Source organism: Streptomyces sp. GSL17-111 (genome assembly GCF_037911585.1).
In the GTDB taxonomy this organism is placed as follows: domain Bacteria; phylum Actinomycetota; class Actinomycetes; order Streptomycetales; family Streptomycetaceae; genus Streptomyces.
In genome coordinates, this window is record NZ_JBAJNS010000001.1 from 2,163,273 (window position 1) to 2,183,587 (window position 20,315).

Sequence of the window (20,315 nt, forward strand, 5' to 3'; positions counted from 1 at the left end):
TCCCTGACATGATCACTACGTTACGGCCCGGCCCGCGCCCGGCATAATCCCCTCAGGCCCCCTACTCGGCCCCTCCCGCCCGTTCCGGGAGTTCGCGCACACGGCCGGGCCCCGGCACGGGCCACTGGGGTATCGTGCCCGGGTCCTGTCGGAAGAAGTTGTTGGTGTGGTGAGGTGCGCGGTGGCGCTGGGGCGAGTGGTGCGGTTCGACGACGTGCGCGGGTACGGGTTCATCGTCCCGGACGACGGTGGCGAGGACATCTTCATGCACGCCAACGACCTGCGGGATGAGAAGAACCTGTACAAGCCCGGGGCGGTCGTCGAGTTCCGCCTCGAACACGGCGACCGGGGTCCCAAGGCCTCGATGGTGAGCCTCGCCGAGGGGGCGGCGCCCCGCGGCGCGGGGGGCGCGCCGACCTCCGAGCGCTTCTCGCAGGCGGCCTTCGCGGCGGACACCGACGGCGACGAGGACGTCCTGTGCGACGTCCTGTCGCCGCAGGAGTTCCGGCAGGAGTTGACGGAGGCGCTGCTGGAGTCGGTGCCGACGCTGACCGGCGAGCAGATCGTCGCCGTGCGGCAGCGTCTGGACCGGCTCGCGCGCGGCCACGGCTGGCTGACCGCCTGACCGCCTGACCGCACGTTCCGCCGGGTCACGACACCGGTGGATACCGGAGGTACACGTCGCCGCCGCCCGCACCCGCGGACGGCGGCGACGTCACGTGACGGACGGCCGGTGGGCCGTCACTCCCACTCGATCGTGCCCGGCGGCTTGCTCGTCACGTCCAGCACGACGCGGTTCACGTCCGGCACCTCGTTGGTGATGCGCGTGGAGATCCGGGCCAGGACGTCGTAGGGCAGCCGGGACCAGTCCGCCGTCATGGCGTCCTCCGAGGAGACCGGCCGCAGCACGACCGGGTGACCGTAGGACCGGCCGTCGCCCTGCACGCCCACCGACCGCACGTCGGCGAGCAGCACGACGGGGCACTGCCAGATCTCGCGGTCGAGCCCGGCGGCCGTCAGCTCCTCGCGGGCGATGGCGTCCGCCGCGCGCAGCAGGTCAAGCCGCTCCTTCGTCACCTCGCCGACGATGCGGATGCCCAGCCCCGGGCCGGGGAACGGCTGCCGCTGGACGATCTCCTCCGGCAGGCCCAGCTCCTGGCCCACCATGCGGACCTCGTCCTTGAAGAGCTGCCGCAGCGGCTCGACGAGTTCGAACTCCAGGTCCTCCGGCAGCCCGCCGACGTTGTGGTGCGACTTGATGTTCGCCGTGCCGGTGCCGCCGCCCGACTCGACGATGTCCGGGTAGAGCGTGCCCTGCACCAGGAAGGCGACCTCCGCGCCCTCCTCACCGGCCTCCGCGACCAGCTCTGCCTGCGCCTGCTCGAAGACGCGGATGAACTCCCGGCCGATGATCTTCCGCTTCTGCTCCGGGTCGCTGACGCCGGCCAGGGCGTCCAGGAAGCGCTTCTCCGCGTCCACGACCTTCAGCTGCACGCCCGTCGCGGCGACGAAGTCCTTCTCCACCTGCTCCGTCTCGCCCTGCCGCATCAGGCCGTGGTCGACGTACACGCAGGTCAGCTGGTCGCCGATGGCCCGCTGGACCAGTGCCGCCGCGACCGCCGAGTCCACCCCGCCGGACAGGCCGCAGATGGCGCGCTTCTCCCCGACCTGCGCGCGGATCGCGGCGACCTGCTCCTCGACGATGCTCCCCGCCGTCCAGCTCGGCGCCAGACCCGCGCCCCGGTACAGGAAGTGCTCCAGCACCTGCTGCCCGTGGGTGGAGTGCATCACCTCGGGGTGGTACTGGACGCCGTACAGCTTCCGCTCGTCGTTCTCGAACGCGGCGACGGGGACGACGTCGGTGGAGGCCGTCACCGTGAAGCCCTCGGGGGCCGCCGAGCAGGCGTCACCGTGGGACATCCACACGCTCTGGTCGACCGGCGTGCCCTCGAAGAGCGTGGAGCCCGGCTTCGTCACGGCCAGCGGCGTCCGTCCGTACTCCCGCGCGCCCGTGTTGTCCACCTGTCCGCCCAGCAGCTCGGCCATCAGCTGGAAGCCGTAGCACATGCCGAAGACCGGCACCCCGGCCTCGAACAGCGCCGGATCGAGCCGGGGCGCGCCCTCCGCGTAGACCGAGGAGGGGCCGCCGGAGAGGATGATCGCCTTCGGGTCCTTCGCGAGCATCTCGTCCACCGGCATCGTCGAGGGGACGACCTCGCTGTAGACGCGGGCCTCGCGGACACGGCGGGCGATGAGCTGGGCGTACTGCGCGCCGAAGTCGACGACGAGGACGACGTCCGGCGGAGTGGGCACTGATGCCACGAGACGGCCTTTCGGCGGTGGAGCGGGAGGATGGTGCCGCCATTCTACCGACGGGCGCCCCCGCCTCCTTCCGGCTGATGGCATACTGTCCGCATGCTCACGCACACGACCACGTGGTTTACCTATGGCACCGGCCCGGCCGGCTGCCGTCAGGTCCACTGTCGTCGCGCGTAAGCGACCACCAGACCTCTTCAGGCGCCCCGGGCCGATCACGGCCCGGGGCGCCGGTGTTCGCGCCACGTTCCCCGGGCCGGCCGACGGACCGGGGCTCCGCACCACCCAAGGAGCCCCCGTGAGCACCACCGCAGCCACCCCCGAAGCCCGCATCGCCGCCGCCCGCGCCCGGATCGACGAACTGGACGCCGAGATCATCGGCCTCGTCCGCGCCCGCATGGCCGTCTCCGCCACCGTCCAGGAGGCCCGCCTCGCGGCGGGCGGGCGCCGCGTCCACCTCTCGCGCGAGATGGAGATCCTCAGCCGCTTCCGCGCGGAGCTCGGCGGCCACGGCACCACGCTCGCCATGACCCTGCTCGAACTCTCCCGGGGCCGCGTCTGACGGTCGCCCCACCTCTGCCGTCACCCGTACGGTGCGTGACCCGGGCCGCCGGCCCTTCGTTGTCCGAGGTGTCCCCGATGCCGCCGGGCGCCCGGCGGCCCGTGGGACGGCCCACCGGAGCGTGAGGCGTGCCCGCCCTGCAGAAGGCGGCCCGCCGTGGGACCGCGCTCCGGGCAGGTGACCGGACGGCAGGGGACAGCAGCCCGGTCACTCCTCCAGCGGTCGGTCCCCGGCCCCCCGGGGACCGACCGCCTTGGGCGCCCCGATGGCTTGTGACGGAGAGGACAAAAGAACTCATGAGGATTTCCCCGCAGGGCCGGTTCGCGGCGCTGTCGATGTGTGCTGCGGCCGCGCTGGCGCCCGCGGCGGAGGCCGTGGCCGACGGCCGGGACGTCCCGGTGCCGGTCGACGTTCCCCTGGAGTCCGTAGAGGAAACGCTTCCGCTGGACGCCCCGACGGTCTTCGCGACCGTCCCGTCCTCCCCGATCACCCCGCCGGAAACCCCGCAGATCATGCAGGGCGACCGGATCTCGGTCCCCGTGGTCCCCTCACTCGGCGCCGTCCTCGACACCCCGGGCCTGTTCGCCGAGGCCCCCGTGCCCGGCCTCGACGGCACCGCGGCCCAACTGACCACGACCTCCGAGACGATGGACGCCGCCGCCCCGTCGCTCACCGTCGACCTGCCGCTGACCAACCCCGGTGCCGAGCCCTCCGGCCTGCCGCGCCTGACGGCCCCCGACGCCCGTCTCGGCACGCCCACCCTCCAGGGCGAGCGCACCGCCCTCCTCGACGTCGTCAGCGCCGACGGCGAGTCCCGGCTGCCCGACGCGCTCGGTCAGGTCACCGGCCTGCTCTGACGGTTCCCCGCGCGGCCGGCCCGACGACCGGCGTCGGCTCCGGCCGACCGGCCCGCCCCGTCCGCTCCTGCCGCTCGCGGGCCCGCAGCGGGCAGCCGGTGCCGACGCGGGTCGCGAGTTCGGCGCGCAGGGCGTTCAGCTCGGCCACGCGCGCGTCGATGAGGTGGATCTTCTCCTCCAGCAGTGCCGACAGCGCCTCGGCCTCGTCCGGTGCGTCGCGCAACTCCTCGCCCGTCCGCGCGATCTCGGCCAGCGAGAAGCCGAGGGACTGCGCCGTCCGGACGTAGTGCAACCAGGTCTCCGCCTCCGGCGGGAAGTCGCGATAGCCGTTCGGCAGCCGACTGCTCGAGACGAGGCCGGTCTTCTCGTAGAAGCGGACGGTGTCCTTGGTCAGGCCCGTCCGCGCGGCCAACTCGCCGATGCGCATGACTCCCCCTCGGTGGCAGCCCTCGGTGGCTTGACCTTGGAGCGTACTCCACTGTTTAGCGTCAGGCATCACTGATCCGAGACCGTCAGGAGCCTGGCATGTCTTCCCCCGAAGCCTCCCCGAAGACCCTCCTCAAGGACCCCACCGCCCCCTCCTACCTGCGCGCCGTCCGCGCCAGCGCCTGGTACGACCTCCTCGTCACGGCGGGTTTCGCCACGCCCTGGACGTACGCGCTGATCCACGAGCTCATCTCCTCGGCGGGTGAGGCGTGGGGCGTCGGCGGGTTCCCCCCGATCGATCCCGTCCAGACGCTCTACGCGAACCTCATGGGGTCGGTGGTCGTCGTCTGGGCGCTGCTGCGCATCGTCCGACCGCTGCCCCTGCACGGGCTGTTCGACGGTGTCGCCCGCGCGCTGTTCGCCACCTGGCAGGCGTACGCCCTCGGTCACGGCGCCACCGGCGTGCTGTGGATCTTCTTCGTCGTGGAGGTCGCCTTCGGCCTCGTCCAGCTGGCCCCGTGGCTGCGCACCCGCGTCGGCCTGAAGGACGCGACCGGCGCCCGTCACCCCGCGTGACGACGGATCTCGCGAACGTCGCAGGTCAAGGGTTGTACGGGAGTTGATCACGGTCCGGCATCGACTCCACGGTGCCGCACTGTGACATGCCCCACAAGGAAAAGCGCGGAGCGAGGGCAACTGCACCGGACTGTCGGATTTGCCGGTCGACGGGCGGCTCGGCGGCGTCCCAGCCGGTGAAAACTACGGCTGACACGGCGTTTATCCCCGCTTTACTGTCGACCTGCCGAAGCCGCGCGGAGTCCTGTCTCCGGCGCGCCGGCCCACCTTCAGCGCTTCTTTGCGACACGACCACGAAGAGGTCATTCATGCGTATTCGCCGTGCAGTCGCGGCTGCCGCCGCCACGGCCGTCATCGCCCCCGCCGCGCTCCTCGCGGCCCCCGCCGCGTACGCGGACGAGAACCCGGGCACGGAGTCCACCCAGACGGAGCCGAAGCCGGGCGAGGAGGAGGCTCCGAAGGAGGAGACCCCCGCCGAGGAGACCACGGACGAGGAGAAGACCTCCGAGGACGAGACCTCCACCGAGGACACCACCGACGACGAGAAGACCTCTGAGGGCAAGACCGAGGGGGAGAACGACTCCGAGGGCAAGACCGACGAGGAGACCTCCCCCGAGGACGGGACCGACGAGGAGGAGTCCGAGGAGGACGGGACCGACGAGGAGAAGCCCGAGGGCGAGAAGCCGGGCGAGGACGAGGAGTCCGAGGAGGAGGAGACCGAGGAGCCGGTGACCGAGGAGTGCCTCGTCACCGACTCCGACGACGACCTCGTCTCGACGATCAACGGTCTGCCCGAGCAGGTGGCGGCCGGCGCCGGCTGGCAGAACTTCTCCCTCACCATCGAGAACAACACCGGTGAGAAGAAGGACTTCGCCCAGGCCCACGTCTACACCTGGGCCTTCACCGAGGACGGCGGTGACGAGAGCGAGCACATCAGCCTCCAGGTGAAGAACATCCACGGCACCTGGGTCGACGTCGACACGGACTGGTCCTCGGACCAGTACGGCTTCGTCGGCAACGGCTCGCTCGACGCCGGGCAGTCCTCCACGCTCCAGCTGCGCCTCAGCGTGGACGAGCAGGCCCCGGCCTCGCTCGGTGTCGCCCTCGGCTACGCGTTCTACCTGAACGACGACGGTGAGACCTGCACCGACAGCGTCAGCGAGGACTACTACTTCGAGATCATCGCGGCGGGCAAGAAGCCGAACGGCAACGACGCCAAGCCGCAGGGTGGCAAGACGGAGCTGCCGGCCAAGCCGGACAGCAAGCCGGACGCCGACCTGAAGATCGAGGGCGAGCTCGCCCAGACCGGTTCGGACTCGAACCTGCCGATGTTCGCGCTCGCGGGCGCGGCGGCCGTCGCGCTGGGCGCCGGCGCCATGTTCGTCGTCCGCCGCCGCAAGGGCGCCGACGCCACCGCCTGACGCGAGTGATGAGCGCTGAGCGGTCGTAGCTCCGCGCGTACGCCGAAGGACCCGGTCTCCACGCGGAGGCCGGGTCCTTCGGCTGTGGGGGGGGCGGGCGGGGCGGGGGTCAGGACGTCTTCGGCGGCACCGACGGGACGGGGAGCACCGGCAGGCGCAGGGCGCCGAAGGCGGAGTCGGGGACGGCGGGGGCCTTGGGGGCGACGGGGGTGAGGCGGACGTAGGGGGCGCCCTGCTCCGGGCGCGGGTCGGCCTCGCCCTTGTTGGGCCACAGCGACATGGCCCGTTCGGCCTGGGCGGTGATCGTCAACGACGGGTTGACGCCCAGGTTGGCGGAGACGGCGGAGCCGTCCACGACGGAGATGCCGGGGTGGCCGTAGAGGCGGTGGTAGGGGTCGATGACGCCCTGGTCGGCGTCGGCCCCGATGGGGCAGCCGCCGAGGAAGTGGGCGGTCAGCGGCGTCCCCATGACCTCGCCGACGTTCGTCCCGGCGAAGCCGTTGATCTCGTCGGCGAGGATGCGGCACGCCTCCGCGCCCTCGGGGATGTGCAGCGGGTTGGGCGCGCCGTGGCCCTGCTTGGCCGTCAGCAGGCCCTTGCCCAGGCCCTTCTCCTTGCGGTAGGTGGTCAGGGAGTTGTCGAGCGTCTGCATGACGAGACCGATGATGACGCGTTCGGACCACTTGTAGTTCGACAGCGAGCGGAGGCCCTGCGCGGGGTGCAGCAGGTACGTCAGGAGGTGCCCCAGCACACGCGGCAGCCTGGAGTGGTGGCGGACGGCGAGCGTCGTCATGAAGCCCATGGCGTTGGAGCCCTTGCCGTAGCGGACGGGCTCGATGTGCGTCGTCTCGTTCGGGTGGATCGAGGAGGTGATGGCGACGCCACGGGTGAAGTCGAGCTCGGCGTCCTTGCCCCACTTCCGGCGGTAGCGCGTGCGGGCCGTCTGGGCGCCGACGAGCCCCTCGGAGTTGGTGCGGGTCAGCTCGCCGAGGCGTCCGGACAGCCGCGGCAGCAGGCCCTCGTCGCGCATGCGGTGCAGGAGCGTCTGGGTGCCGTACGTCCCGGCGGCGACGACGACGTGGCGGGCCCGCAGGACGCGCGGCTTCCCCTTGCGCCGCCGGCCGGTGCGGACGACGGAGACGGCGAGGCCGTCGCCGTCCTCGGTCACGGCGGTCACGGACGTCATGGGGTGGACGACGGCCCCCGCCTTCTCGGCGAGGTAGAGGTAGTTCTCGTTGAGCGTGTTCTTCGCGCCGTGCCGGCAGCCCGTCATGCACTCGCCGCACTCGGAGCACGCCCGGCGCTCGGGGCCCACGCCGCCGAAGTAGGGGTCGGGCACGGTGGCGCCGGGGGCGGCCTTCGCCGTGCCGTCGGCGTCCTGCCCGTCGCCGAAGAAGACGCCGACGGGCGCCATGTGGAAGGTGTCGCCGCAGCCCATCCGCTCGGCCGCCGCCTTGAGGTGGGCGTCGGACGGCGTCATGGTGGGGTTGAGCCGGACGCCGAGCATGCGCTGGGCCTGGTCGTAGTACGGCTTCAACTCGTCCTGCCAGTCGGTGATGTGACCCCACTGGCGGTCCTGGAAGAAGGCGGGCGGCGGCACGTAGAGGGTGTTGGCGTAGTTGAGCGAGCCGCCGCCGACCCCGGCGCCCGCCAGGATCATGACGTTGTTGAGCAGGTGGATGCGCTGGATGCCGTAGAGGCCGAGCGCGGGCGCCCACAGGTAGTTCTTCACGTCCCAGGAGTTCCTGGGCAGTGCGGCGCGGTCGAAGCGGCGGCCCGCCTCCAGCACGCCGACCCGGTACCCCTTCTCCGTCAGCCGCAGGGCGGAGACGGAACCGCCGAAGCCGGAGCCGACGACGATGACGTCGTAGTCGTACCCGTCGGCGCCGTCGGCCTCGGCGGGCTGCTCGGCGTCCTGCGCGGTGGGGACGGACTCGTCCTGTGACACGGAAATCCTCCGAACGTGAAGCGGGGACGGCTCAGCGGAAGCGCAGCGCCTTGAGCACCTTGAGCGAGCGGGACATGAACGCGGCGTACTGCGCGTCGTCCATGCCCAGCGACGGCGCCATCGGCAGCAGGCGCTGCTGGGCGACGGTCTGCGGCTCGGTGAACTTGAGCAGGCCCTCGGAGCCGTGACGGCGTCCGAGGCCCGAGTCGCCCATGCCGCCCATCGGCGCCTGGACACTGCCGTAGGCCGCGGCGTACCCCTCGTTGATGTTGACGGTGCCGGTGCGCAGCCGCGCCGCGACGTCCCAGGCGGTGCGGGAACTGCGGGACCACACACTGGAGTTCAGGCCGTACGGGGTGGCGTTGGCCTGGGCGACCGCCTCGTCCGGGTCGGAGTAGCGGTAGACGGAGACGACGGGGCCGAACGTCTCCTCGGTGCAGACGGTCATGGGGGCCTCGACGCCCTCCAGGATCGTCGGCTCGTAGAACAGCGGGCCGATGTCCGGGCGGGCCCTGCCGCCGGTCAGGACGGCGGCGCCCTTGGCGTCCGCCTCGTCGACGTGCCGGGAGACCGTCCGCAGCTGCGCCTCGGAGACGAGTGAGCCCATGTCCGCGCCGAAGGCGAGGGACGCGCCGAGCCGCATGGCCCGGGTGCGGGCCACGAAGCGCTCCAGGAACGCGTCGGCCACGGACGCGTGCACGTACAGGCGCTCCACGGATATGCACAGCTGCCCGGCGGAGGAGAAGCAGGCCCGCACGGCACCGGCCGCCGCCTTGTCCAGGTCGGCGTCGGGCAGCACGATCATGGCGTTCTTGCCGCCGAGCTCCAGCGAGCAGCCCACCAGCCGGGCCGCCGCGCGCTGGGCGACCTCCCGGCCGGTGCGGGTGGAGCCGGTGAACGAGACGTAGTCGCCACCGTCCACGACGGCGGGCCCGACGACCGGCCCCTCGCCGAGCACCACCTGCCAGATCTCGGCGGGCAGCCCGGCCTCGATGAGCAGATCGCGGGCCCACAGCGCGCTGAGGGCCGTCTCGGTGTCGGGCTTCATGACGACGGCGTTCCCGGCGACGAAGGCGGGCAGCGCGTCGCCGACGCTCAGCTCGAACGGGTAGTTCCACGGCGCGATCATGCCGACGACGCCGCGCGGCTGGCGCAGCTGACGGGTGCGCGTCAGCACCGGGATGGCGCCCGCGTGCCGCTTGGGCGCCAGGTAGGAGGGCGCCCTGCGGCCGTAGTGCCGGGCGGCCATGCACACCGCCAGCACCTCCTCCTGGGCGTGCAGCCGTGCCTTGCCGGTCTCCAGCTGGACGAGGTCGAGGATCTCCTCCTGACGGCGCAGGACGAGGTCGTGGAAGCGCAGCAGCACGGCTGCCCGCTCGCGCACCGTCCGGGCCGCCCAGCCCGGCTGCGCGGCGCGGGCGCGCGCGAAGGCCTCGGTGACCTCCTCGGGGGTGGACTCGGGCAGGTCGGCCAGCTTCTCCCCGGTGAGGGGGGTGTGGCAGGCGGTCCGGCCGGTTCCGCCCAGCCCCCGGGTGAGCCGGGCGACGAGATCCGGGGTGACGACGTCGGCGGCGGTGCGGGCGCCCTCGGGCGCGGCGGCGACCGGGTTCCGGTGCTGGGAGTCCGTCATAGAGGGGAGGGTACGGCGCCCCCGGAGGATTGGGTACCCGCCGGTAACCCGATTTTCGAAAAAGTGCCAGCAATCACTGGCACGAATGGCGGGCCGCCCCCGTCGGCCCCGCCGTCACCCCGTGGCGCGGTAGGTGTCCACCACCTGTGAGAAGTGCGCGTCGATCTCCGCCCGCCGGTCCTCCGGGCCCCTCACCTGCACGACGTGGTACGTCGACCCGAGCAGCATCGCCCGGTTCCGGGCGAGCCGGCGCTCGCCGCCCGCCTCCCACACGAACTCGCCCTCCGCCATTGCCGTCTCACCGACCGTGATGCTGCGCACGCCGCTGACCGTCTTCCACCCCGTGGAGTCGCGGTACCCGGACAGCTCCGGCTCGTCGCTCAACTGGTACTCGCGCGGGTCCGTCCCGTACCGGTCCGTCCCGTCCCGGCCGGGGACGACGATCAGCTCCAGCCCGTCACCGCTGAAGCGCACCTGCCCGCCGCTGGTCTGGCCCCGCGTCCAGCCCTCCGGCACGGCGATCCGGAACCCCGCCGGGTCGCGCTGCACGACGTAGCCCTCGGGGGCGGCCGGCTGCTCGCCGTCCGGCTCGCCCGACTGCGGCGTCTCGGTGCCCGGCTCGTCCGTCTCCTCCGGCTGCTTCGGGTCGTCCCCCGGCGCCTCGCCCTCCGGCTCGTCGCCCTCGTCGGTGCCCGGCCGGCCCTCGTCGGCGTCCGGCTCCCCGGCGCCGCCCGACCCGCCGGAGGACTCCCCCGGCGCCTCGCCGACCGAGCCGCGCCGGTTCGGGTCCGAGGGGTCGGCGGGCGGCATGAGCAGCGCCGCCACGGCGACCGCCGAGGCCAGCCCCACCAGCACCACCGCCAGCAGCACCAGACCGAGCTTGCGCGGACTGGCCTGTCGGCGGTCCCGGCGCCCCCGGTGGCGCGCCACCGGCACCGGCCGCTTCTCCGTCCGGCGGCGCCGCACGAGCTCCCCGCGCAGCCGCAGGATCGGCAGCCGCCGGGCGTCGCGGCGACGGCCCGACGTCAGCGACGGGTGCGCCGTGACCGCGTTGCGGCCCACGTCCGGCTCCGGCGCGGACCGGATCAGGGACCGCAGCCAGCCGCTCAGCTCCTCGAACTGGGGGCGCTCCGTCGGGTCCTGCCGCAGCAGCGACTCGATCACCGGCCGCAGCGGGCCGCACTCCTCCGCGAACGCCGGGGGCTCCGCGCACACCATCTGGACCAGGTCCGCGACGCTGTCCTCGGGGTACGGCGCGTGCCCCTGCACCGCCCGGTACAGCAGCGCCCCGATCGCCCACAGGTCCGCGGCGGGGCCGACCGGGGGCGCCAGGCGCCAGTTCTGGTAGACCGGGCCCGCCTGCTCCGGCGCCCAGCGCTCGGTGACCGGGCCGACCGTCGTCATCCGTGCCTGCCGGGCCCGCTCGGCCGCCAGCGCGGTCGTCGGCCCCCGGTAGCGGCCCGGCTCCTCCGGCTCCGGGACGCCCCAGGCGTCCGGCACCTCGTCGGCGTCGAGCACGAACTCGGCGTGGAGAAGCTCCGGTTCGTACTCCGCTTCCCGTTCCGCCTCGGCTCCGGGGCCCGCTCGCTCCGCAGGGGGCTCGGCGTAGGTGTACTGCGGGGGCGGCGGCGGCAGGTACGCCTTCGGCGCGGCGGGGCCCGGCTTGTCCCCGCCCCACGGGCCGTACTGGGCGGGCCGGCGCTCCGGTTCCGGTTCGGGCTCCGGTTCGCTCTCGGGTCCGCTCTCCGGTGCCAGGGCCCGGACGGTCCGGTGGCCGGTCGCCATCCGCTCGTCGTAGGGCGGCAGTTGCTGGGTGTCGTCACCTCCCGGTCCTGCCGGGCCGTCCGGTGCCGCCGGGTCGTCCGGCTCCCCCCGGTCGTCCGGCGCCATCGGACCGTCCGTCGGCAGCGGGTCGTAGCCGCACAGGGCCTCCTCGGCGGCGCCCGAGGCCAGGCCGCTGAGCAGGGCGCGGCCGTCGTCGCAGATCAGCACCGAGTGCGCGGTGATGTTGCGGTGCGTCCAGCCGTAGGTGTGGACGGCGCTGAGCCCGGCCAGCAGGTCGGCGGCGATCTCTGCGGCGCGGTGGGGCGTCAGCGGGCGGTCCGCGATGACGTCGGCCAGCGTGCGGCCGGCGACCAACTCGCTGACGACCCACAGCCCGTCGTCCTCGACGAAGACGTCGAACACCTGGTCCAGCCGGGGGTGGTCCGGTATGCGGGCGGCCGTGAGCGCGGCCTCGACGGCCCGGCGCACGGCCGGATCGGCCGGCTCCCGGGTGGCCCGGCCGTGGCCCCAGTGCCCGCCGCCGTGGTCACCGAGGACCTCGGCGTCGACGACCTCCGGCAACGGCACCTGGCGGACGAGGACGTCCTGCCCGCTCGCCGTGTCGAAGCCGACGACCTCGCGCACCTCGTACCTGTCGTACCCGTCGTCCGACGGCGGAGGGGGCAGGCGGTATCGCTCGGCCAGCAGCCGACCCGCGAACTCGTCCACGACGCCTCCCCACCAGGCGGCCCACTCAGTGCGAAACCGTCAGAACACCTCCGCACCGGCCTGATTGCGGATGCTTACGGTCTTCGGACTCTCACGATACGTGCCTTCGGGGCGCTGTGGGGAACCTCAGCGCACTCGGGGGAGCGTGCGCCCGCGCACACGGCGCGCGCTCCGCGCGCCCGTACCCCGGGCGTCCGCCCCTACGGATCCACCGGCTCGAAGGTGTCGAACGCCGTCTCGCGCAGCGTCCGGCACTCCTTCCCGTCCCACTCGTCCGCCTGACACGTGACCAGAATCGCGTGCCCACGGCCCCCGTCCACCCGGAAGCCCCGGTTCAGTGCGCGCATCCGCTCGCCGTCGCGGGTGTACTCGTAACTCCAGTCCGCGACGGTCGGGTAGTCGCGCCACGCCACCTCTTCGAGGCCGACGCGCTCGTACTGCGGGAACGTGCCCTTCACGGCGCGCTCCAACTGTTCCCAGGCCGCCACCGCGTCGTCGCCCGGCGCGTTCGTGTAGTCGACCTGGACGCTGGGGGCCGCGCCCGACTCGGCGGCGTAGACCCCGCCCGAGTTCTGGCCCGCTATGCGGACCCGCTCCCACCCCTCGGGCAGCGCCATGGCGAAGCGGAACTGCTCGTCGGTGACGGTGGCGTAGCCCTCGGGCGCTGCGTCGGCGCCGTCCTCCCCGCCGTCGTCACCGCCGCCCCGGGCCGCCGCGTCCCCGTCCTCGCCCTTGGCGTCCTCGCCGCCGTCGCTGCCGCCGTCCTCGGCGCCGGACGCGTCCGCGCCCTCGGCCCCGGCGCCGTCCGCGCTCTTGCCCCGGTCGGCCTGGTCGCCGTTGCCGGGCTTCTCCGCGCCGTCGCCCTCGTCCTCGCCGGTACCGCCGGAGTCGGCCGTGTCACTGGAGCCCGGCGGGTCCTGCTCGTCGCCGTCGCCGCTGTTCAGCGTGAAGGCCAGCACCGCACCGAGGACGCCGAGCACGACGATCGCGATGGCCGCGACCATGACCCCGGAGGGCCGTCCGTCGGCGCCCTCGCCGTCCGGTCCGCCCTGCGCACCGCGCCCGCCACTCATCGACCCGAAGGCCGCGAGCGTGCGCCGCTTCGGCTCACCACGCCCGGTCGGCGCCGTCGTCGTCCGCGACCGCTGGTCCTGCCGCGCCGGGCCGCCCTTCGGTCGCGCCGTACCGGAGGACGGCTCGGGCATCGCGACCGTCCGGGTCGCGGTGCTGGTGGCCGCCAACTCGGAGTCGGCCGGGGCGTCCAGCACCGCCTGGAGCAGCACCCGGGCGCCCGCGTCGTCCAGCCGCTTCGCCGGGTCCTTGATGAGGAGCCCGTAGATGACCTCCTCCAGCTCGCTCGCGTTGCGCGGCGGCTCCAGCGGGTCGGTCATGACGGCGGTCAGGGTGGCGATGGCCGAGCCCTTGTCGTAGGGCGGGGTGCCCTCCACGGCGGCGTAGAGCAGCCCGCCGAGTGACCACATGTCGGCGGGCGGCCCGGGACGCTGGCCGCGTGCCCGCTCCGGCGAGATGTACGACGGAGCGCCGACGAGCATGCCGGTGGACGTCACCGACGGATCGCCCTCCACCTTGGCGATGCCGAAGTCGGTGAGGACGACGCGGCCGGTGTCCTGCTCGATCAGCACGTTGGACGGCTTGACGTCGCGGTGGACGATGCCCTCCCGGTGGGCGGCGCGCAGCACGCCGAGCACGGCCAGCCCGATCTCGGCGGCCCGGCGCGGCGGCACGGGACCGTCCTCCCGGATCACCTCGGCCAGCGAGCGGCCCTCGACCAGCTCCATGACGATCCACGGCCGGTCGTCCTCGTCGACCACGTCGAAGACGGTGACCGCGCTGCCGCTGCGGATCCGGGCGATGGCCTTGGCCTCGCGCAGGGTGCGGGTGATGAGGCGGCGCTTCTCGTCCTCGTCGATGTCGGAGGGGAAGCGCAGCTCCTTCACCGCGACGGTGCGGCCCAGGACCTCGTCCCGTGCCCGCCACACCGTCCCCATGCCGCCCCGGCCCTGGACGCCGCCGAGCCGGTACCGCCCGGCGAGCAGCCGTCCGGTCTCCCGGCCCTTGGCGGCGGCCTCACCGTCGTCCGACTCGCCGTCCTCCGCCTCACGGTCGTCCGCCTTGCCGTCCGCCGCGCCGGTCCCGGCCGCGCCGCCGGGCGAGGCGTCCTCGGTGGCGGGGGCGGCGTCGGGCCCGGAGGCGGGTACGGCCTCGTCCTCGCGTGCGGATCGAGCGTCGGACGGCGTGCCGGACGGGGTAGCGGTCGAGGCGCCGCGCCCCGACGCACCACCGGGCTTCTCCTCGCCGACTGCGCGCCCGCCCGTGCCCTCCTCGGCTCTCACCTCGGGCTTCTCGCCGCTCCGGGCAACGTCCTCGCGCGCGGTGGCGTCCGTGTTCCCGGTGCGTTCTCTGCGCTTGGCGGCGTCCGTGCCGTCGGTGGCGGCGTCGGCCTTGACCGTCCTGCCGTCGTCCTCGCCCATACTTCCCCTCGCGATCGCCCGCCCAGCCAGTCGACCCATTGTCACCCATGCGGCGGGCCCCGAAGGAACAACCCCGGTACGGGCGGTGGGCGAGCGGCCGTGGGCGGGAGACGGCGACGGGAAGCGGCCCGCTCACCCCCCGACGATCTCCGGCGCCCCGAGCCGGGCCGCGTCGGCCGTCTGGTCGTCAGGCTGGCGCTGCGACTCACGCTCGGCCTCAACACGCTTCTCGTAGTGCTCCACTTCGCGCGCGATCTGCCCCTCGTCCCAGCCCAGCACACCGGCCATCAGCTCCGCGCACTCCCGGGCGCTGCGCGTCCCCCGGTCGAACGTCTCGATCGAGATGCGCGTACGCCGCGTCAGCACGTCGTCCAGGTGCCGGGCCTGCTCGTGCGAACAGGCGTACACGATCTCGGCCTTCAAATAGTCGTCGGCGGCGGGCAGCGGCTCGCCCAGGTGGGGCTCCCGCTCGATGAGGTCGAGGACCTCCTCCGCCAGCGTCCCGTAGCGGTTGAGCAGGTGCTCGACCCGTGCGACGTGGAGACCGGTGCGGGCGGCCGTCCGCGCGCGGGCGTTCCACCGCGCCGGGTAGCCCTCGGCCCCGGCCAGCGGCACGTCCTCGGTGCAGCAGGCGGCGACCCGGTGGTCGAGCCCGCGCACGGCCTCGTCGACCGCGTCCTTCGCCATCACCCGGTACGTCGTGTACTTGCCGCCCGCCACGACGACCATCCCCGGCACCGGGTGCGCGACGGTGTGCTCGCGCGACAGCTTGCTCGTCGCGTCCGACTCCCCGGCCAGCAGCGGGCGCAGCCCCGCGTAGACCCCCTCCACGTCGTCGCGCGTCAGCGGGGTCGACAGCACCGAGTTGACGCGTTCCAGCAGGTAGTCGATGTCGGCGCTGGACGCCGCCGGATGCGCCTTGTCCAGCTCCCACCCGGTGTCCGTCGTCCCGACGATCCAGTGCCGGCCCCACGGGATGACGAAGAGCACGCTCTTCTCCGTGCGCAGGATCAGGCCCGTGGACGAGTTCACCCGATCGCGCGGAACCACCAGGTGAATTCCCTTGGAGGCACGCACGTGGAACTGCCCGCGCTCCGCGATCAGCCCCTGGGTGTCGTCCGTCCACACCCCGGTCGCGTTGATGACCTGCTGGGCCCGCACCTCGAACTCACCGCCGGACTCCAGGTCCTTCACCCGCGCCCCGACGACCCGCTCACCCTCCCGCAGGAAGCCGACGACCCGCGCGCGGTTCGCCGCGTGCGCCCCGTACGAGGCCGCCGTGCGCACGAGCGCCGTCACGAACCGGGCGTCGTCCGTCTGCGCGTCGTAGTACTGCAAGGCGCCCGCGAGCGCGTCATCCCGCAGGCACGGCGCCACCCGCAGCGCCTTCCGCCGACTCAGGTGCCGGTGCAGCGGCAGCCCGCGCCCCCGCCCGGAGGACACCGACATCGCGTCGTACAGCGCCACGCCCGAGCCGGCGTACCAGCGCTCCCAGCCCCGGTGCTGCAACGGGTAGAGGAACGGCACCGGCTTCACCAGGTGCGGGGCGATCCGCTCCAGCAGCAGCCCGCGCTCCTTCAGCGCCTCCCGCACGAGCGCGAAGTCCAGCATCTCCAGGTAGCGCAGCCCGCCGTGGATGAGCTTGCTGGACCGGCTCGACGTCCCCGACGCCCAGTCCCGCGCCTCCACGATGCCCGTCGACAGCCCGCGCGTGGCGGCGTCCAGCACCGTGCCGGCGCCGACCACCCCGCCGCCCACCACGAGAACGTCCAGCTCCCGTTCGGCCATTCGGGCGAGGGACTCGGCCCGTTCCGCCGGTCCCATCGTCGCTGTCCTCATCGTTGCCTCCCGGGTGTCGCACCGTCGTCAGGCCCACACGTCGATGCTCCCCCATGACGCCGACCTTGACCCGCTCGTTGTCCACAGCCTGCGTAATCCACCATATCTGTCATATATGCGCTTAACCTGACGTAGCGGTTCATAGCGCTGGCCGCCCGGGGACTCGTCAGGGGAAGGGAATCGCCGTCATGCCCGCAGATCTCGCCGTTGTCGGCCTCGGACATCTCGGCCTCCCCGCAGCCCAGGCCGCGACGGCGGCGGGCATCAGCACCATCGGCTACGACGCCGACGAACGCGCCGTCACCGACCTGGCCACCGGACGCCAGCCGCCCTGCGGCACCCTGACGGCCGCCGACATCCGCCGCATGCTCTCCACCGGCTTCGCCCCCACCGCCGACCCGGCCGCCCTCGGCCGCGTCCGCACCGCCCTCCTCTGCGCCCCGACGCCGCTGGGAGCCGACGGCGCCCTGGACCTCACCGCCGTCCGCGCCGCCGCCACCACCCTCGCCGCGCACCTGCGCCCCCGGACGACGGTCGTCGTCGAGTCGGCCGTCTACCCCGGCACCACCGAGACCGAGATCCGCACCCTCCTCGAACGCGGCTCCGGCCTCCGCGCGGGCCACGACTTCCACCTCGCCGTCTGCCCCGCCCGCCTCGACCCCGGCAACCGCGCCTTCCGGCACAGCGCCGTCCCCCGCGTCATCGGCGGCTACACCCCCGCCTGCACCGAGGCCGCCGCCGCCGTCTACGGCCGCCTCACCGACAAGGTGGTGCGCGCCCGGGGCCTGCGCGAGGCCGAGACGACGCACCTGCTGGAAGTCAACTACCGGCACCTCAACATCGCCCTGGCCAACGAGATGGCGATCCTCTGCCACGACCTGGACGTCGACCTGTGGGACGTCATCCGCTGCGCCGAGACGAAACCCTTCGGCTTCGCCCCCTTCCGCCCCGGGCCCGGCGTCGGCGGCCACGCCGCGCCCGTCGACCCCAACTACCTCGCCTACCGCAACCGCACCCTCGGCCACCCGCTCCGCCTGGTCGAGCTGGCCCGCGAGGTCAACGACCGGATGCCGCGCTACATCACCCAGCGCGCGACGACCCTGCTCAACGAGCACGGCAAGTCCGCACGCGGCGCCCGCATCCTCCTCCTCGGCGTCACCTACAAGCCCGACCTCGCCGACCAGGCCGGCTCCCCCGCCCGCGAGATCGCCACCCGCCTCCTCGACCTCGGCGCGCAGCTCAGCTACCACGACCCGCACGTCCCGCAGTGGCACGCGGCCGGCCGCCCCATCCCCCGCGCCGACAGCCTCTACGACACGGCCGGCGCCGCCGACCTCACCCTCCTCCTCCAACCCCACCGCACCTACGACCTCGCGGGGCTGGCCGCCAAGGCCCAACTCCTCCTCGACACCCGCGGCACCACCCCCACCGGCACGGCGTACCGGCTCTGAGCACCTCCGGAGGCTCCGTAAGAACGCCCCATGCCCGCACGAGGCAACGGAGAAGCCGCGCACGGCCACGTCCGACACGAAGGCGTGAGAGAACCGCGCCCGCCCGGTTCCTCCCCTCCCACCCGCCGTTGAGCACCGTGCCCGCCGCGCGGCGGGCACGAGAGGAGAGACGACGTGAGGAAGAACGTGACGGGCCGTCGCCTGGGCTTCGCCGTGGCCGCCCTGGCCCTGGCCGCGACCGGCCTGGCCGGGACCGCCGGGACGGCGGCCGCCGACACCACGGTGCGAACGGTGGTGGGTCCCGAGATGAAGGCCGGCGAGACCAGCTACGCCCAGTGCCCCACGGGCACCCAGCTCATCGGCGGCGGCTACGCCGCGAACGGCGTCTTCGCCAACAACGGCGACCTGCTCGACACCGTCGACGTCTCGGCCCCCTCCGCCTACCGGCAGGGCGCCTGGGCCGCCCAGGTCCACAACGGGACGATCAGGGCGTACGCCCTGTGCGACAGCGCGTCGGCACCCACGAAGGCCGTCGCCGGCCCGTCCGTCGACTCCTCCCAGACCTCCTACGCCCAGTGCCCCGAGAACACGAGCCTGATCTCCGGTGGCTTCGTGATGAGCCCGTCCTACAGCTACGGCGGCGCCGCCTACGACATGATCGAGGTCAACGCGCCCTCCCAGTACCGGCAGAACGCCTGGGCCGCCAAGGCCGCCAGCGGCTACGCCGCCGCCTACGCCCTCTGCCGCAGCTGACCCCGCACACCCCACCCCCGGCCCGGCGCCCCCAGCGCCGGGCCGCCGTACGTTCAACGCTCCCCCTCAGCCACCCCACCACGCCGTTCCCGGCCCTCAGCCCCCTCGCACCGGCCACAGCGGCACGGCGGCCACCCGGAGAACTCCGGAACCCACTCCTGCGCCGTCGGCCGCCTCACCTCACGCGTCGAGAGCACCGTCCGCCTGCCGTCCGCGCCGAGGCGGTAGACCGTCATCGTCATCATGGCCGCTCCTCTTCCGCGAGGTCCGCGCAGAGGGCACGCGGCATCCCGTGCCAGATCCCGGTCACTCCCCCGGACACCGCGACGACGACCAGCATGACAGCGGCCGCTTCCACCACGCCCCGCGTCACGCCATCCCCTCCGCCCTACACGCCGCGTTGAGCTGGGCAGCCACCATCTCGGGACGGACCATGGCCGTGACGTCGTCGTCGCCGGGCAGCCAGACAACACAGCGTGCCCCGCCCGACAGGAACGGCGACGACCAAACCAACACAACGACCCTGCCTCTGACGACGCGTGCGGGCCCGGCAAAACTGCCGACCCGACGCCACCCCAAGCGCCCCACCTCTCCCCTGAAGCCCCGCATTCTTCGCAACACGACACCGCCCCTTCATGGAGTCCGAACACCAACCGCTCCAGACTCGCGGTGAACGGCGCACTCACACGGCGGCTGACAAGACGTCATGTCGGCGACGGCTAGGGCGTCATTTCGGTGTCATAGGCGACGCAAGCGGCGTACCGTAGCGAGGCATGACGACACCGAACAGCGCTCTGCGTGCCGCCCGGATGGGGCTTCTGATGAGTCAGGACGACCTGGCCCGCGCGCTACGCGAAGCAGGCGTACCGGGCGCCTCCAAGCGCCTCGTCCAGAGGTGGGAGGCCGGGACGATCACCAGCCCACGCCCCTGTACGCCAAGGCCCTCGAACGCGTCACCGGACTTCCCATCGAAGCACTCGGCTTCCCCCCGATCGCCGCCCTCGCCCGCGTCACGGACGACGGCCACGGCGGTCACGACACGGCCCCCGCCACTACCGCAACAGGCTTCCGCCCTTCCCCCTCACCCACCACATCGACCGCCTCACCCCGCACCAACTACTCCGGCGTCTGGCTCTCACGCTACGAGTACTTCAGTTCCGGCCGGGACGCCGTCTTCACTGGCCTGCACTACGTCGTGATCCTCCAACACGGAACCCGCCTGACCGTCCGCAGCCTCCCCGGCTCCTCACCGTCACCCCTGACGATGGACCTTGAGGCCGACCGGAACATCGTCACCGGCACCTGGACCGAGCGGACCGCCGACGACAGCTACTACCGAGGCGCCCGCTACCACGGCGCCGTCCAACTCCTCGCGGAACCCACCGGCCGCCGCATGACCGGCAAATGGGTCGGCTTCGGCAAGGAGTTCGACATCAACACCGGCCCCTGGGAACTCACCCTCCAAGACTCCTCCACGACCAAACCCACCCTGGACACCTACAACCGCCAACCACTGAGCACTGAATAGCTCCACCACTGCATGAACATGTC

At 73.1% G+C, this 20,315-nt stretch carries 14 protein-coding genes and 1 pseudogene; 8 read left to right on the forward strand and 7 right to left on the reverse strand.

The window, feature by feature from the left end; genetic code table 11:
* Nucleotides 1-181 precede the first annotated feature (181 nt).
* Nucleotides 182-625: a cold-shock protein gene (locus V6D49_RS09330; RefSeq protein ID WP_340558735.1), complete on the forward strand. Its 444-nt coding sequence runs from the start codon at nucleotides 182-184 to the stop codon at nucleotides 623-625.
* Nucleotides 626-741: 116 nt separating this feature from the next.
* Here the strand turns inward: V6D49_RS09330 and guaA are convergent, their stop codons facing one another.
* Nucleotides 742-2,322 (reverse strand): glutamine-hydrolyzing GMP synthase, encoded by a 1,581-nt coding sequence (guaA, locus tag V6D49_RS09335; RefSeq protein ID WP_340558736.1) that lies wholly within the window; start codon nucleotides 2,320-2,322, stop codon nucleotides 742-744.
* Nucleotides 2,323-2,614: 292 nt separating this feature from the next.
* On the opposite strand from guaA, the gene V6D49_RS09340 reads away from it, so the two are divergent.
* Together V6D49_RS09340 and V6D49_RS09345 are read left to right on the forward strand one after the other, a co-directional pair.
* A complete protein-coding gene (locus tag V6D49_RS09340) occupies nucleotides 2,615-2,878 on the forward strand; it encodes a chorismate mutase (protein ID WP_340558737.1) in 264 nt (87 codons plus the stop codon).
* Between the two features lie 296 nt (nucleotides 2,879-3,174).
* On the forward strand, nucleotides 3,175-3,735 hold the full coding sequence (locus tag V6D49_RS09345) for a hypothetical protein (RefSeq protein WP_340558739.1): 561 nt from the start codon (nucleotides 3,175-3,177) through the stop codon (nucleotides 3,733-3,735).
* On the opposite strand, the gene V6D49_RS09350 is transcribed toward V6D49_RS09345, so the two are convergent.
* A complete protein-coding gene (locus tag V6D49_RS09350; protein ID WP_340558740.1) occupies nucleotides 3,719-4,162 on the reverse strand; it encodes a MerR family transcriptional regulator in 444 nt (147 codons plus the stop codon). The two genes, V6D49_RS09345 and V6D49_RS09350, sit on opposite strands and share 17 nt — an antisense overlap.
* Before the next feature lie 98 nt (nucleotides 4,163-4,260).
* Here V6D49_RS09350 and V6D49_RS09355 point away from each other — a divergent pair, with 98 nt between their 5' ends.
* Together V6D49_RS09355 and V6D49_RS09360 are read left to right on the forward strand one after the other, a co-directional pair.
* Nucleotides 4,261-4,737: a hypothetical protein gene (locus V6D49_RS09355; protein ID WP_340558742.1), complete on the forward strand. Its 477-nt coding sequence runs from the start codon at nucleotides 4,261-4,263 to the stop codon at nucleotides 4,735-4,737.
* A gap of 308 nt (nucleotides 4,738-5,045) precedes the next feature.
* On the forward strand, nucleotides 5,046-6,158 hold the full coding sequence (locus tag V6D49_RS09360) for an LAETG motif-containing sortase-dependent surface protein (RefSeq protein ID WP_340558744.1): 1,113 nt from the start codon (nucleotides 5,046-5,048) through the stop codon (nucleotides 6,156-6,158).
* Between the two features lie 109 nt (nucleotides 6,159-6,267).
* Here V6D49_RS09360 and V6D49_RS09365 read toward each other — a convergent pair whose 3' ends face one another.
* The 5 genes from V6D49_RS09365 to V6D49_RS09385 all read right to left on the reverse strand — a co-directional run bounded on the left by V6D49_RS09365 (nucleotide 6,268) and on the right by V6D49_RS09385 (nucleotide 16,560).
* On the reverse strand, nucleotides 6,268-8,106 hold the full coding sequence (locus V6D49_RS09365; RefSeq protein WP_340558745.1) for a GMC family oxidoreductase: 1,839 nt from the start codon (nucleotides 8,104-8,106) through the stop codon (nucleotides 6,268-6,270).
* 31 nt (nucleotides 8,107-8,137) lie between these two features.
* The gene (locus V6D49_RS09370; protein WP_340558747.1) at nucleotides 8,138-9,736 is read right to left on the reverse strand and encodes a succinic semialdehyde dehydrogenase; all 1,599 of its coding nucleotides are present in this window, start codon (nucleotides 9,734-9,736) and stop codon (nucleotides 8,138-8,140) included.
* Nucleotides 9,737-9,850: 114 nt separating this feature from the next.
* Entirely contained in the window at nucleotides 9,851-12,229 is a 2,379-nt protein-coding gene (locus tag V6D49_RS09375) for a serine/threonine protein kinase (protein WP_340558749.1), read from the reverse strand.
* Between the two features lie 200 nt (nucleotides 12,230-12,429).
* A complete protein-coding gene (locus tag V6D49_RS09380) occupies nucleotides 12,430-14,721 on the reverse strand; it encodes a serine/threonine-protein kinase (protein ID WP_340558751.1) in 2,292 nt (763 codons plus the stop codon).
* A gap of 132 nt (nucleotides 14,722-14,853) precedes the next feature.
* Complete coding sequence (locus V6D49_RS09385) at nucleotides 14,854-16,560, reverse strand: glycerol-3-phosphate dehydrogenase/oxidase (RefSeq protein WP_340558752.1); 1,707 nt, start codon at nucleotides 16,558-16,560, stop codon at nucleotides 14,854-14,856.
* 188 nt (nucleotides 16,561-16,748) lie between these two features.
* Between V6D49_RS09385 and V6D49_RS09390 the strand changes: the two genes are divergently transcribed.
* The 3 genes and pseudogenes from V6D49_RS09390 to V6D49_RS09400 all read left to right on the forward strand — a co-directional run bounded on the left by V6D49_RS09390 (nucleotide 16,749) and on the right by V6D49_RS09400 (nucleotide 20,292).
* Nucleotides 16,749-18,011 (forward strand): nucleotide sugar dehydrogenase, encoded by a 1,263-nt coding sequence (locus V6D49_RS09390; RefSeq protein ID WP_340558753.1) that lies wholly within the window; start codon nucleotides 16,749-16,751, stop codon nucleotides 18,009-18,011.
* Between the two features lie 174 nt (nucleotides 18,012-18,185).
* On the forward strand, nucleotides 18,186-18,764 hold the full coding sequence (locus V6D49_RS09395) for a hypothetical protein (protein WP_340558754.1): 579 nt from the start codon (nucleotides 18,186-18,188) through the stop codon (nucleotides 18,762-18,764).
* A 773-nt stretch (nucleotides 18,765-19,537) separates the two neighbouring features.
* Nucleotides 19,538-20,292 (forward strand): annotated as a pseudogene (locus V6D49_RS09400) (helix-turn-helix domain-containing protein).
* Nucleotides 20,293-20,315: the final 23 nt, after the last annotated feature.

Coding starts and splice junctions, on each gene's coding strand:
- V6D49_RS09345 (WP_340558739.1), top strand. CDS start 3,175: ATGAGGATTTCCCCGCAGGGCCGGTTCGCGGCGCTGTCGATGTGTGCT.
- V6D49_RS09350 (WP_340558740.1), bottom strand. CDS start 4,162: ATGCGCATCGGCGAGTTGGCCGCGCGGACGGGCCTGACCAAGGACACC.
- V6D49_RS09355 (WP_340558742.1), top strand. CDS start 4,261: ATGTCTTCCCCCGAAGCCTCCCCGAAGACCCTCCTCAAGGACCCCACC.
- V6D49_RS09360 (WP_340558744.1), top strand. CDS start 5,046: ATGCGTATTCGCCGTGCAGTCGCGGCTGCCGCCGCCACGGCCGTCATC.
- V6D49_RS09370 (WP_340558747.1), bottom strand. CDS start 9,736: ATGACGGACTCCCAGCACCGGAACCCGGTCGCCGCCGCGCCCGAGGGC.
- V6D49_RS09380 (WP_340558751.1), bottom strand. CDS start 14,721: ATGGGCGAGGACGACGGCAGGACGGTCAAGGCCGACGCCGCCACCGAC.
- V6D49_RS09385 (WP_340558752.1), bottom strand. CDS start 16,560: ATGAGGACAGCGACGATGGGACCGGCGGAACGGGCCGAGTCCCTCGCC.
- V6D49_RS09390 (WP_340558753.1), top strand. CDS start 16,749: ATGCCCGCAGATCTCGCCGTTGTCGGCCTCGGACATCTCGGCCTCCCC.